Here is a 12,765-nt window from a genome sequence, read left to right on the forward strand (position 1 = left end):
GGCGCCGGTGTAGGCGATCACCACCTGGGCGTTCGGGCCCGGCTTGCGCAGCCAATAGGCGCCATCGACGATGTCGCGGGCCAAATCCTCGTCCATCGTCCGGGTCGGCTGTTCCAGCGCGCGGGAGGACAGGCGCAGATAGACCGAGCCGCCGGTCTCGTCGCGCAGCCAGTTGCGCTCGCCGGGCGTCCCCTCCCCATCCCGCTGCATGTAGTCGAAGGCCCAGCGCATCACCACCGCGAGCTCGTCGGCGAAGGCGGGTTCGAAATAGGCCAAGCCATCCTGCGCCATGCCGACCAGCGGGGTGGCGATGGATTGGTGCGCCCCGCCCTCCGGCGCCAGCGTGACGCCGGACGGGGTCGCCACCAGCATGAAGCGGGCATCCTGGTAGCAGGCGTAGTTCAGCTGATCGGCGCCGCGCATGATGAAGGGGTCGTAGACGGTGCCGATCGGCAGCAGCCGCTCCCCGAACAGGCTGTGCGACAGACCGAGAGCCGACAGCAGGATGAACAGGTTGGACTCGGCGATACCCAGTTCCAGATGCTGGCCCTTCGGCGAGAAATCCCAGCTGTAGGTGGAGGGGATGCGTTCCTTCTTGAACAGGTCGGCCATCTCGCTCTTGGCGAACAGGCCGCGCCGGTTCACCCAGGCGCCGAGGTTGGTGGACACCGTGACGTCCGGCGCGGTGGTGACGATGCGTTCGGCCAGCGCCGAGCGTTCGCGCCCGATCTCGTTCAGGATCAGGCCGAAGGCCGCCTGGGTCGACAGGCTCTTCTGCGTCGGCGCCTGCAAAGCGGCGGGCACGGCGACGGCCGGCGCCTCGTAGCGGCGGCGTCCCTTCTGCGCGAAGGGAACGCGGCGCAGGAACTCCTCCAGCGCCGCTTCCGGCAGGGAGAGCCCCTCGAAGCGGTCCCATTCGTGACCGGGGCGGACCTTGTTGGCGGCACGGAATCCGTCCATCTGCTCGCGCGTCAGCAGGCCGGAATGATTGTCCTTGTGGCCGGCCAGCGGCAGGCCGAAGCCCTTCACCGTATAGGCGATGAAGCAGACCGGCCGGTCATGGCTGCGCGCCCGGACGAAGGCGTCCAGCAGCGACGGCAGGTCATGGCCGCCGAGATTGCCCATCAGGCGGGCCAGTTCCTCGTCGCTGCGGCGTTCGATCAGGCGGGAGACGTCGCCCTGGTCGCCCAGATCATCCATCAGGCGGCGGCGCCACGCCGCGCCGCCCTGGTAGGTCAGGGCCGAATAGAGCTGGTTCGGGCAGCTGTCGATCCACCGGCGCAGGCGCTCGCCGCCCGGCTCCTTGAACGCCTCCTGCATCAGGGTGCCGTATTTCAGGATCACCACGTCCCAGCCGAAGGCGCGGAAGATGTTCTCCAGCCGCTCCCACAGCCCTTCGCGGATCACCGCGTCCAGGCTCTGGCGGTTGTAGTCGACGATCCACCAGGTGTTGCGCAGGCCGTGCTTCCACCCCTCCTGCAGGGCTTCGAAGATGTTGCCCTCGTCCATCTCGGCATCGCCGACCAGCGAGACCATGCGGCCCTCCGGCAGCCCGGCGGCCCAGCCCTTGGCCTTCAGGTAATCCTGCACCAGCGAGGCGAAGAGGGTCTGCGCCACGCCCAGCCCGACCGAGCCGGTGGAGAAATCGACGTCGTCCACGTCCTTGGTGCGGGAGGGGTAGGACTGGGCGCCCTTGTAGCCGCGGAAATTCTCAAGCTTCTCCCGCGTCTGGTTGCCCAGCAGATACTGGATGGCGTGGAAAATCGGGCTGGCATGGGGCTTGACCGCCACCCGGTCCTCCGGCCGCAGGGCCGAGAAATAGAGCGCCGTCATGATGGTGGACAGCGAGGCGCTGGAGGCCTGATGGCCGCCGATCTTCAGCCCGTCCAGGTTGGGGCGGACATGGTTGGCGTTGTGGATGGTCCAGGAGGCGAGCCAGAGAACCTTGCGCTCCAGCTCGGCCAGGCAGGCGAGATCGGCGGAGGACGGCTGGATCGCGGTCATGGGTCTGCTCCCGGATGGAGATTATGGTTGGCCCAGCCTATCATTTGTGATCGGGCAGATGCTTGCAAAGTGGCGTCTCCCGCGGTTCGGCTTTAGCATCGGATGCCAATTCAGAACAGGGAACGGCAGCTGATGCCAAAGCATCCTCTCGACCGCATCGACCGGAAGATCCTGGCCGCCCTTCAGGAGGATGGCCGCCTGCCCAACAACGAGCTGGCGGAACGGGTCGGCCTGTCGCCCTCCCCCTGCCTGCGCCGCGTCAAGGCGCTGGAGGAGGCCGGGGTGATCGCCCGCTATGTGGCGCTGGTCGACCCGGCCTCCGTCGAACTGCCGGTCAACATCTTCGTCAGCGTCAGCCTGGAACGGCAGGTGGAGGCCCGGCTCGACGGCTTCGAGGCGGCGGTGATGGCCCGGCCGGAGGTGCTGGAGTGCTACCTGATGACCGGCGACGCCGATTACCTGCTGCGGGTGGTGGTGCCGGATCTCGCCAGCTACGAGCGCTTCCTGAAGGAGCACCTGACCCGCATCCCCGGCGTCGCCAGCATCCGCTCCAGCTTCGCCTTGAAACAGGTGCGCTACCGCACCGCCCTGCCGCTGGAGCATCTGGGGGGATAGGGCGGCAACGCCGCCGTCGATGTCGGTCGGCGGGCCTGTGATGGTGCCGACACATGCCTTGGCGCCTCGGCAGGCATACAAAAGGACACTCTTGACCGCCGTGCCGTAACGGATCATCAAGGCGCGGTCCGCTCGTCCATGTATACGCATGTATCCGATGGCGGCAGGTCTTATCCTTTCTTTCGGCTGGTGCGAATGTTGCTTGCGCAGCGCTTCGAAGGCCCAAGACCTGCCATACCCCATCGGTACGGGTTTCGCCATGCCGGACGGCAAGCATTCATTAACCGCCCATCACCACAACATGCGAGCGGCCCATCGCCGCGTTCAGCCGACCGCCGGGCCCAGCCGATGAACGGGTCTCTCCGGCGCCGCCGCGCTGATTCCTTTTGGAAGGCTGACACAGCGTGACTCTGCTGACTGCGCGGGCCAACGGCCCGACCGACGTTGCCCCGGCCGGTCAATCAACGACGTCCACTTCCCGGTCCATCATTCGAACCGCGCCGACGTTGAGCGGCCCGATCGACCCGTCCCTGTTGCGGGAGGAGCTGCTGTCCGACATTCCGCAGGGGACCGCCGCGGCTTATCCGGACCGCACCGCCATCATTTATGAAGGCCGGCGCGTCAGCTATGCCGAGTTGGAGGCGCGCGCCAACCGGGTCGCCCGCGGCCTGCGGGCGCGCGGGATCGGTTCCGGCTGTTTCGTCGGGCTGTGGATGGCGCGGTCGCTGGATCTGCATGTGGCGCTGCTGGGCATCCTGAAGGCGGGTGCCGCCTATCTGCCCTTCGACGCCGACGCCCCGGCCGAGCGCGTCGCCGTCAGCCTGACCGATTGCGCCGCCCCGGCGATCCTGATCGATCTGGTGACCGGGACCAAGGCGGCGACGCTGGCCGATACCGGAGCCGGCGTCCAGGTTCTGCGCATCGGCGACGTGCTGGGCGACGACGACCGTCCGCTCGACCTGCGCGCCGACGGGGTGACGCCCGACAGCCCGGCCTACGCCATCTACACCTCGGGCTCGACCGGCAAGCCCAAGGGCATCGTCATCAGCCACCGCAACATCTGCCATTACCTGCGCGCCGCCAACAGCATCTACGGCATCACCGCCGCCGACGTCGCCTTCCAGGGCGCCTCGGTCGCCTTCGACCTGTCGCTGGAGGAGACCTTCGTCCCCTATCTGGCCGGCGCCGCCCTGTGGGTCGCCAGCCGGCAGGTGCTGGACGAGGTGGATCGGCTGGCGGACGTGCTGAACGACGCCGGCGTCACCGTTCTGGATACCGTCCCCACCCTGCTGGCGATGCTGCCGAAGGACGTGCCGTCGCTGCGCATCGTCATCCTGGGCGGCGAGGCCTGCCCGCCGGCGGTGGCGTCGCGCTGGTGCCGTCCCGGCCGGCGCCTGTTCAACAGCTACGGCCCGACCGAGGCGACCGTCGTCGCCACGGTGGCCGAGGTGCTGCCCGACACCCCCGTCACCATCGGCCGCCCGATCCCCAACTACACCTGCTATGTGGTGGACGAGGCGCTACAGTTGGTCGCCCCCGGCACCCAGGGCGAGCTGCTGATCGGCGGCCCCGGCGTGGCGCAGGGCTATCTCGGCCGGCCGGAGCTGACGGCGGAGAAGTTCATCGCCAACCCGTACCGCTCCGGCGGACCAGATGCATTTCACGACCCGCTGCTCTACCGCTCCGGCGACGCGGTCAGCCTGGATGCCGACGGCAACCTGCGCTTCCATGGCCGCATCGACGATCAGGTGAAGATCCGCGGCTTCCGGCTGGAACTGGGCGAGATCGAGGCGGCTCTGACCGACCTGCCGGGCGTCGCCCAGGCCACGGTGGTGCTGCGCACCGACAATGGCCTGGACCGTCTGGTCGCCTTCCTGGTGGCGCAGCCCGGCGCCTCCCTCGACAGGACCGCCTTGCGCGATGCGCTGCGCGCCCGGCTGCCCGCCTACATGGTGCCCGCCCATTACGAACAGGTGGCGGAGCTGCCGCGCCTGACCTCCGGCAAGGCCGACCGCAAGACCCTGCAGGCGATGGCCCTGACCGGGGATGCCGGCGCGGGCGAGCAGGAGGAGCCGCGCAGCCCAACGGAGGCCGCGCTGCTGGAGGCCGCCCGCCGCGTCTTCCCCGGCCAGTCGATCCCGCTGGAGGCCGATTTCTTCCTCGACCTCGGCGGCCATTCGCTGTTGGCGGCGCGCTTCGTGTCGGCGGTGCGCGAAACCGCCGGGCTGGCCAGCCTGACCCTGCAGGACGTCTATGGCGCCCGCACCCTGCGGGCGATGGCCGAACGGCTGGACGCCAAGGCGCCGGCCGGAGGCGGGAGCGAACCCGCCGACCTGTCCTTCGAACCGCCGCCGCTGCGCCGCCGCCTGCTGTGCGGTCTGGCCCAGGCCGCGGCGCTGCCGGTCATCCTGGCGCTGATGACGGTGCAGTGGCTGGGCGTGTTCGTCAGCTACATGCTGCTGTCGGGCGAGGATGCCGGGCTGCTGGGCGAGATCACGACGCTGTTCGGCGTCTATGTCGTCATCAACATCGCGACCGTCGCCATCGCCATCGCGGCGAAATGGCTGATCATCGGCCGGACCAAGCCGGGCCGCTACCCGCTGTGGGGCGTCTATTATTACCGGTGGTGGCTGGCCCAGCGCTTCATCGCGCTGGTCCATCTGAAGTGGTTCCAGGGATCGCCGGTGATGCGGCTGCTCCTGCGCGCGCTCGGCGCCCGGATCGGTGCCGACGCAATGATCGGCGAGTTCGAATCCGGCGCCATCGATCTGGTCAGCATCGGCCGCGGCGCCTGCACCGGCGGCAAGGTCAAGCTGGCCAACGCCGAGGTGATCGGCAACGAGCTGGTGATCGGCACCATCGAGATCGGCGACGACGCCTATATCGGCACCTCCTGCGTGATCGGGCATGACGCCGTCGTCGCCCCCGGCACCGAGCTGGCCGACCTGACCGCGCTGCCCGCCGGCACCCGCACCGGCCCTTACGAATCCTGGGACGGCTCGCCCGCCCGCAAGGTCGGCGTGGTCGACCGCGCCGCCCTGCCCCAGGCGCCGCGCGCCGGCGCCGTCAAGCGGGCCATCCAGGGGCTGGTCTATCTGGTGGCGCTGGTCGGCCTGCCGCCGGTGGCGCTGATCCCGATCTTCCCGGCCTTCTACCTGTTCGACAAGCTCGACGCCTGGATGGGCGGGCTGTTCAAGGTCAACTACCTGTTCTACGTCCCCGCCATCGCCTGGCCGACCGCCATGTTCCTGGTGGCGGTCACCGTCCTGCTGATCGCCGCCGCGCGCTGGGTCGTGCTGCCGAAGGTGGCGGCGGGTTCCTATTCGGTCCACAGCTGGTTCTACGTCCGCAAATGGATCGTGGCGCTGGCGACCGAGGTGATGCTGGATACCCTCAGCTCGCTCTACGCCACCGTCTACATGCGGGCCTGGTACCGCCTGATGGGAGCGAAGATCGGCCGCGACGCCGAGATCTCGACCAACCTCGCCGGACGCTACGATCTGGTGGAGATCGGCGAGAAATGCTTCATCGCCGACGAGGTGGTGCTGGGCGACGAGGACATCCGCCGCGGCTGGATGCATCTGCAGCCGGTGAGAACCGGGGCCCGCGTGTTCGTCGGCAACGACGCCGTGGTTCCGCCGGGCGCCTCCATCCCCACCGGCACGCTGATCGGCATCAAGTCCAAGCCGCCGGCCAATGCCGATATGCAGGCCGGAGACACCTGGTTCGGCAGCCCGCCGATCAGTCTGCCGGTGCGCCAGAAGTTCGACAACGTCTCGGCGAACTGGACCTTCGAACCGTCGCGCGCCCGCCGTCTCGGCCGCGCCGTGTTCGAGGCCTTCAGCCTGTCGATGCCGACGATGCTGTTCATCACCTTCGGCACCTTCGCGGTGGAGTTCTTCGCCCCCGCCATCCTGGACGGGCGCTGGGGCGCCTTCGCCTGGCAGTTCCTGGCGGTCAGCGTCGCCATTCCGTCGGCCATGGTGCTGGTGGTGGCGCTGGTGAAATGGCTGCTGATGGGCCGCTACGCTCCCACCATGAAGCCGATGTGGTCCTGGTGGGCGATGCGGACGGAGGCGGTGGCCGTGCTGTACTGGGGCCTGGCCGGCAAGGTGCTGCTCGACCATCTGCGCGGCACGCCGATGCTGCCCTGGGTGCTGCGCATCTTCGGCACGAAGTTCGGCAAGGGCGTCTACATGGACACCACCGACATCACCGAGTTCGACTGCGTGTCGGTCGGCGACCATTGCGCCATCAACGCCCTGTCGGCCCTGCAGACCCACCTGTACGAGGACCGCGTGATGAAGGTCGGCCGGGTGACGGTCGGCAACGGCGTCACCATCGGGGCGGGCGCCACCGTGCTGTACGACACCCATGTCGGCGACTTCGCCCGGCTGGGTCCGCTGACCCTGGTGATGAAGGGCGAGGAAATCCCCGCCCACGGCGAATGGGCCGGCGCCCCGGCCGAACCGGCCGTCCATGCCCATGGGGCGCTGGAAGGTCATGTGAAGGCGGCGGCGTAAACAGCCGCAGTCGGCAGCAGGAAGAAAAAGCTGGTATTACCATTGAAGTGTACCGGCCTTTTCTTTCGGTTCTCTTTCCGCCGACGACAATGCGCCGCGCACAGTTACTCCCGCCGATGGTTGTCTCTGCGCGGAAGCGGTGTATAAGGGGGGCCGAGCGCGGCCTGCCCCCTTCGCGCGCCCGGCCGGGCGCGTAACGCGGAGGCGAATGGCGGCCGTTGGATCGTCACGAAGGAACGCCCCAATGCCCGACGACATCGCCTCAGCACGCGGCCTGTTTCCGCTCGCCAAGGACGACACGACCTACCGCAAGCTGACCTCGGACTACGTCTCGGTCGTCGAGTTCGACGGCGAGCAGATCCTGAAGGTCGAGCCGGAGGGTCTGCGCCTGCTGGCCGAGGCTGCCTTCTCCGACATCAACCATCTGCTGCGTCCGGGCCATCTGGCCCAGCTCGCCAAGATCCTCGACGATCCCGAGGCGTCGGCCAACGACCGCTTCGTGGCGCTCGACCTGCTGAAGAACGCCAACATCGCCGCCGCCGGCACCCTGCCGATGTGCCAGGACACCGGCACCGCCATCATCATGGGCAAGAAGGGCCGCCGCGTCTGGACCAGGGGCGGCGACGAGACCGCGCTGTCCGAAGGCGCCCGCGACGCCTACCTGAAGCGCAACCTGCGCTACAGCCAGCTGGCGCCGATCTCCATGTATGAGGAGAAGAACACCCGCAACAACCTGCCGGCGCAGATCGACATCTATTCCGAGGGCGAGGACTATTACAAGTTCCTGTTCATGGCCAAGGGCGGCGGGTCGGCCAACAAGACCTTCCTGCACCAGGCCACGCCGTCGGTGCTGGCGCCCGACCGGCTGCTGAAGTTCCTGGAAGACAAGATCCGCTATCTCGGCACCTCGGCCTGCCCGCCCTACCACCTCGCCATCGTCATCGGCGGCCTGTCGGCGGAACAGAACCTGAAGACGGTGAAGCTGGCCTCGGCCCGCTACCTCGACAACCTGCCGACCGAGGGCGGCGAGGACGCGCACGCCTTCCGCGATCTGGCGATGGAGGCCGAAGTCCACAAGCTGACCCAGAACATGGGCATCGGCGCCCAGTTCGGCGGCAAGTATTTCTGCCACGACGTCCGCGTCATCCGCCTGCCGCGCCACGGCGCCTCGATGCCGATCGGCATCGGCGTGTCCTGCTCGGCCGACCGTCAGGCGGTGGGCAAGATCACCAGGGACGGCATCTTCCTGGAGCAGCTGGAAACCGATCCGGCCCAGTATCTGCCGGAGATCGGCGGGGAACATCTGTCGGACGAGGTCGTGAAGATCGACCTGAACCAGCCGATGGAGCAGATCCGCGCCACGCTGTCGCAGTACCCGATCCGCACCCGCCTGTCGCTGACCGGCCCGCTGATCGTTGCCCGCGACCTGGCCCACGCCAAGCTGCGCGCCCGCCTGGACGCCGGCGAGCCGCTGCCGGACTATTTCAAGAACCACCCGATCTACTACGCCGGCCCGGCCAAGACGCCGGAAGGCTACGCCTCGGGCTCCTTCGGGCCGACGACGGCGGGCCGCATGGACAGCTTCGTCGACCAGTTCCAGGCGGCCGGCGGCTCCATGGTCATGCTGGCCAAGGGCAACCGCAGCCCGGAGGTGACGGCGGCCTGCAAGCAGCATGGCGGCTTCTATCTCGGCTCGATCGGCGGCGCCGCCGCCCGTCTGGCCCAGGACTGCATCAAGAAGGTGGAATGCGTCGAGTATCCCGAACTCGGCATGGAAGCCATCTGGCGCATCGAGGTCGAGGATTTCCCGGCCTTCATCATCGTCGACGACAAGGGCAACGACTTCTTCAAGGAGTTGAAGCTCGCCTGATCCGGGCCTGACCGGTGTGAACAGGGGCGCGGCGCCTTGCGAAAGGCCCCGCGCCCTTTTTCCTGCCTGCCCGTTTCCGCTGCCGCCTTGCCGGACGGCACCGGGGGCGCCTATCTTCAACGCATCGGGATCGGAGGGGGCTTTCCAATGGACGGTGTCTATGACCGGCGCGCACCGAAGCGGAACGTCACCCTATCGCTGGACGAGGACATCCTCCAGCGCGCGCAGTCCCTTCCCGGCGACCTGTCCGAGCGGGTCGAAATGCTGCTGGCCGACGAGGTGGCGAAGGCCGACCGTGAACGCCGCCTGGATGCGACGATCAAGGCGCTGAACGACTTCGACGCGAAGAACGGCTCATTCGCCGACGAGCATCTCGATCACCTGTGATGGCTCAATTCGATGTGCATAGGAACCCAACCGCAGCGCGCTCGGGCATCCCATATCTTGTGATCGTGCAGTCACAGCGTTTCGACTCATCCGCCCGCAGGGTCATCGTACCTCTGTTGTTGGCCGACAAAGTTCAGAGCACGGAACCATTCTTGACGCCGCTTTTCGTGATTGAAGGCCATGATGTGATTTTGAATCCTCTTCAGCTCGCCTCGGTCCGCGCCGAACAGCTCGGCGAGAAAGTCTGTTCCCTCGCCGACGACAGCGACCGCATCATCGCCGCCATCGACCTCCTGATTTCCCGCGCCTGGGGATGAGTAACCCGTGACACCTGCCCAAATCCAAGACCGCATCCTGTACCGCGACGGGCTGATGCTGATCCTCGACAAGCCCGCCGGGCTGCCGGTCCATGCCGGTCCCGCCGGCGGGCCGAACCTGGAGCGGCATTTCGATGCGCTGCGCTTCGGCTTTCCCAAACCGCCCGCCCTCGCCCACCGGCTGGACCGCGACACGTCCGGCTGCCTGATCCTCGGCCGCCATGCCAAGGCGCTGCGCAAGATCGGCATCCTGTTCCAGAACGGCAAGGTCGACAAAACCTATTGGGCGGTGGTCGCCGGGACGCCGCCGCAGGAGTCCGGGCGGATCGAGCTGCCGCTCGCCAAGGTCTCCAACAAGACCGGCGGCTGGCGCATCGTCGGCTCGCCCGATGGCCAGACCGCGGTGACCGACTATGTGGTGCGCGGGCAGGCGGACGGGCTGGCCTGGCTGGAGCTGACGCCGCACACCGGCCGCACCCACCAGATCCGCGTCCATTGCGCCTCCATCGGCTGCCCGCTGGTCGGCGACCCGCAATACGGCGGGCCGGAGGGCAAGCCGCTGCACCTGCATTCCCGCGCCATCTCGCTGCCGCTCTACCCGAAGCGCGATCCGGTCGGCGCCGTGGCGCCGGTTCCTCGGCATATGCGGGCGGCGCTGGAGGCTTGCGGCTTCACCGAGGCTTCATAGCGTCACCGTCGGGCATCGCCGCCGAGGCGACACATTGGCGAGGCAGGGGCGAGGCAGGGGCGAGGCACAGGCATGATATCGACCGGCACCAACACGGCCCGCTGGATGACCGTGCGCTATGCCCTGGCGCTGACGCTGATCGCGCTCGGCACGGTGGCCGGCTTCGTCATGACCGAAGGGGTGATCGGCCAGCATGAACGGATGCTGGAGGTCGTCAACGTCTCCGGCCGCCAGCGCATGCTGTCGCAGCGGACCGCCCTTCTGGTCGAGCGGCTGAAGACCGCCAACGATCCGGCGGTGCGCAGCGACCTCGCCCGCCAGCTGGCCCAGACCACCGACATGTTCGAGGCGGCCCACCGCCGGCTGAGCGGCCGGGCCGGGCCGGAGGAGGGCCGGCCGCCGGGGCCGCCCGCCGACGGCCTGTTCCATGGCGGGTCCGACCCGCTGGACCGGGTGGTGACCGCGCACATCGCCGCCCTGCGCCGGGTGATCGCCGCCGCGGCCGCCGGGCAGCCCCCCGACCCGGCCGAAGCGGAGCGCATCACCTCCCAGGCCCTCGGCCCGCTGCTGGAGCGGCTGGAGGAGATGGTCGCCCTCTACCAGGAGGAGGGCGAGGCCGGATTCCATACCCTGCACCGGCTGGGGCTGGCCGCCCTGCTGATCACCCTGCTGCTCCTGGTGGTGGAGGCGCTGGCGATCTTCCGGCCGATGACCCGGCAGGTGCGCCGCCAGCTCACCGAGATCCTGCGCATGGCCGAGACGATCGAACGGGCCAACGCCACGCTGGAACAGCAGGTGCGCGAGCGCACGGCCGAACTGCACGCCGCCAAATCCGCGGCGGAGCAGGCGCACCTCGCCAAGTCCCGCTTCCTCGCCCATGCCAGCCACGACCTGCAGCAGCCGCTCCAGGCCATCGGCATGTTCACCGGCCTGCTGGAACGCCAGCCGCAGAGCGCCAAGGCGGCGGTCCTGCTGACCGACCTGAAGGCGGCGCAGCGCTCGATGCGCGACCTGCTGAACGCGATCCTCGACATCTCCAAGCTGGAATCCGGGGCGGTGACGCCGAAGCCGGCGGACCTGCCGCTCTCCCCGCTGCTCGACCAGCTTGAGGCGGAGTTCGCCGGGCTGGCGGAGGCCAAGGGCCTGCGTCTGCGTGCCGTCCCGACCGACGCGGTGGTGCGCAGTGACCCGGCCCTGCTGGAGCGCATCCTCCGCAACCTGATCGCCAACGCCATCCGCTACACCGAGACCGGCGGCGTGCTGGTCGGCTGCCGCACCCGCGGCGACCGGCTGTGGATCGAGGTCTACGACACCGGACGCGGCATCGCCGAACCCGACCGCAAGCGCATCTTCCAGGAGTTCGTCCAACTCGACCGCGCCGACCGCGACCGCAGCGAGGGCATCGGCCTCGGGCTCGCCATCGTCGACCGGCTGGCGCGTCTGCTGGAGCATCCGCTGACGGTGCGCTCGGTGGAGGGACGCGGCACGGTGTTCACGGTCGGGGTGCCGTTGGTTCGGGAGATTGTAGCCGCTCCAGCAACGATCTAATGTCATTTCGTCGGATTGTTCCCCAAGCCGTCCGGTGCCAAATTCCCCTCCAGACAACGGCACACACACCCAACGGCAAGGGAGGGTTCCACCATGATCACCATTCGCCATCGCGACGAGCGCGGGGCCGCCAACATGGGTTGGCTGAACAGCAACCACAGCTTCTCGTTCGGCCATTACTTCGATCCCGGCCATATGGGCTTCCGCGCCCTGCGGGTCATCAACGAGGACCGCGTGATCCCCGGCGCCGGCTTCCCCACCCATGGGCACGCCAATATGGAGATCGTCTCCTACGTGCTGAGCGGCGCGCTGGAGCACAAGGACTCCATCGGCACCGGATCGGTGATCCGTCCGGGCGAGGTCCAGGTGATGAGCGCCGGCCGCGGCATCCGCCACAGCGAGTACAACGCCTCCGACAGCGAGCCGGTGCATTTCCTCCAGATCTGGATCCTGCCGGAGGCCAACAACCTGACCCCCGGCTACCAGCAGGCGGATTTCCCGGCCGGGCAGAAGCAGGGCAGGCTGAAGCTGGTCGGGTCGCGTGACGGGCGTGACGGCAGCGTCACCATCCACCAGGATGTGGACCTGTACGCCGCGCTGCTGGACGGGGAGGAAAGCGCCACCCTGCCCCTGCGCCCCGGCCGCCATGCCTGGGTCCAGGTCGCCCGCGGCCGGGTCCATTTGAACGGCACCCTGCTGAAGGCCGGCGACGGCGCCGCGCTGACGGACGAGGAGGCGGTGACGCTCGACCGTGCAGACGATGCCGAGGTGCTCGTCTTCGACCTCGCGTAACGAGTCATACAGCCGAGCGTA

Annotated in this window: 9 protein-coding genes (1 of these 9 running past the window's edge); 8 read left to right on the forward strand and 1 reads right to left on the reverse strand. The window is 68.4% G+C overall.

Going from position 1 to position 12,765, the window contains the following annotated elements:
• Positions 1-2,004: the 5' portion of a transketolase gene (locus DM194_RS14450; protein ID WP_111068275.1), read on the reverse strand. 408 nt of this gene lie to the left of the window's left edge; the window shows 2,004 of its 2,412 coding nt (coding positions 1-2,004); it begins with the start codon at positions 2,002-2,004; its stop codon lies beyond the left edge, outside the window.
• Between the two features lie 132 nt (positions 2,005-2,136).
• On the opposite strand from DM194_RS14450, the gene DM194_RS14455 reads away from it, so the two are divergent.
• The 8 genes from DM194_RS14455 to DM194_RS14490 all read left to right on the forward strand — a co-directional run bounded on the left by DM194_RS14455 (position 2,137) and on the right by DM194_RS14490 (position 12,744).
• A complete protein-coding gene (locus DM194_RS14455; RefSeq protein ID WP_111068276.1) occupies positions 2,137-2,619 on the forward strand; it encodes an Lrp/AsnC family transcriptional regulator in 483 nt (160 codons plus the stop codon).
• A 404-nt stretch (positions 2,620-3,023) separates the two neighbouring features.
• Positions 3,024-7,142 carry a Pls/PosA family non-ribosomal peptide synthetase gene (locus DM194_RS14460; RefSeq protein ID WP_111068277.1) on the forward strand — a complete coding sequence of 1,373 codons (4,119 nt, stop codon included), beginning with the start codon at positions 3,024-3,026 and terminating at the stop codon, positions 7,140-7,142.
• Between the two features lie 244 nt (positions 7,143-7,386).
• Complete coding sequence (locus DM194_RS14465) at positions 7,387-9,012, forward strand: fumarate hydratase (RefSeq protein WP_111068278.1); 1,626 nt, start codon at positions 7,387-7,389, stop codon at positions 9,010-9,012.
• A gap of 147 nt (positions 9,013-9,159) precedes the next feature.
• On the forward strand, positions 9,160-9,399 hold the full coding sequence (locus DM194_RS14470; protein ID WP_111068279.1) for a type II toxin-antitoxin system CcdA family antitoxin: 240 nt from the start codon (positions 9,160-9,162) through the stop codon (positions 9,397-9,399).
• Positions 9,399-9,716: a CcdB family protein gene (locus DM194_RS14475; protein WP_111068280.1), complete on the forward strand. Its 318-nt coding sequence runs from the start codon at positions 9,399-9,401 to the stop codon at positions 9,714-9,716. Before DM194_RS14470 ends, DM194_RS14475 begins: the two co-directional genes overlap by 1 nt.
• Before the next feature lie 7 nt (positions 9,717-9,723).
• Entirely contained in the window at positions 9,724-10,404 is a 681-nt protein-coding gene (locus DM194_RS14480) for an RluA family pseudouridine synthase (RefSeq protein WP_111068281.1), read from the forward strand.
• Positions 10,405-10,476: 72 nt separating this feature from the next.
• On the forward strand, positions 10,477-11,952 hold the full coding sequence (locus DM194_RS14485) for an ATP-binding protein (RefSeq protein WP_111068282.1): 1,476 nt from the start codon (positions 10,477-10,479) through the stop codon (positions 11,950-11,952).
• 93 nt (positions 11,953-12,045) lie between these two features.
• A complete protein-coding gene (locus DM194_RS14490; protein WP_111068283.1) occupies positions 12,046-12,744 on the forward strand; it encodes a pirin family protein in 699 nt (232 codons plus the stop codon).
• Positions 12,745-12,765 lie beyond the last annotated feature (21 nt).

The organism is Azospirillum ramasamyi (genome assembly GCF_003233655.1).
Classification (GTDB): Bacteria; Pseudomonadota; Alphaproteobacteria; order Azospirillales; family Azospirillaceae; genus Azospirillum; species Azospirillum ramasamyi.

Bases quoted from the DNA above. Each gene is read 5' to 3' on its own strand.
- DM194_RS14475 (WP_111068280.1), top strand. From the start codon at position 9,399: ATGGCTCAATTCGATGTGCATAGGAACCCAACCGCAGCGCGCTCGGGC.
- DM194_RS14470 (WP_111068279.1), top strand. From the start codon at position 9,160: ATGGACGGTGTCTATGACCGGCGCGCACCGAAGCGGAACGTCACCCTA.
- DM194_RS14485 (WP_111068282.1), top strand. From the start codon at position 10,477: ATGATATCGACCGGCACCAACACGGCCCGCTGGATGACCGTGCGCTAT.
- DM194_RS14455 (WP_111068276.1), top strand. From the start codon at position 2,137: ATGCCAAAGCATCCTCTCGACCGCATCGACCGGAAGATCCTGGCCGCC.
- DM194_RS14490 (WP_111068283.1), top strand. From the start codon at position 12,046: ATGATCACCATTCGCCATCGCGACGAGCGCGGGGCCGCCAACATGGGT.
- DM194_RS14465 (WP_111068278.1), top strand. From the start codon at position 7,387: ATGCCCGACGACATCGCCTCAGCACGCGGCCTGTTTCCGCTCGCCAAG.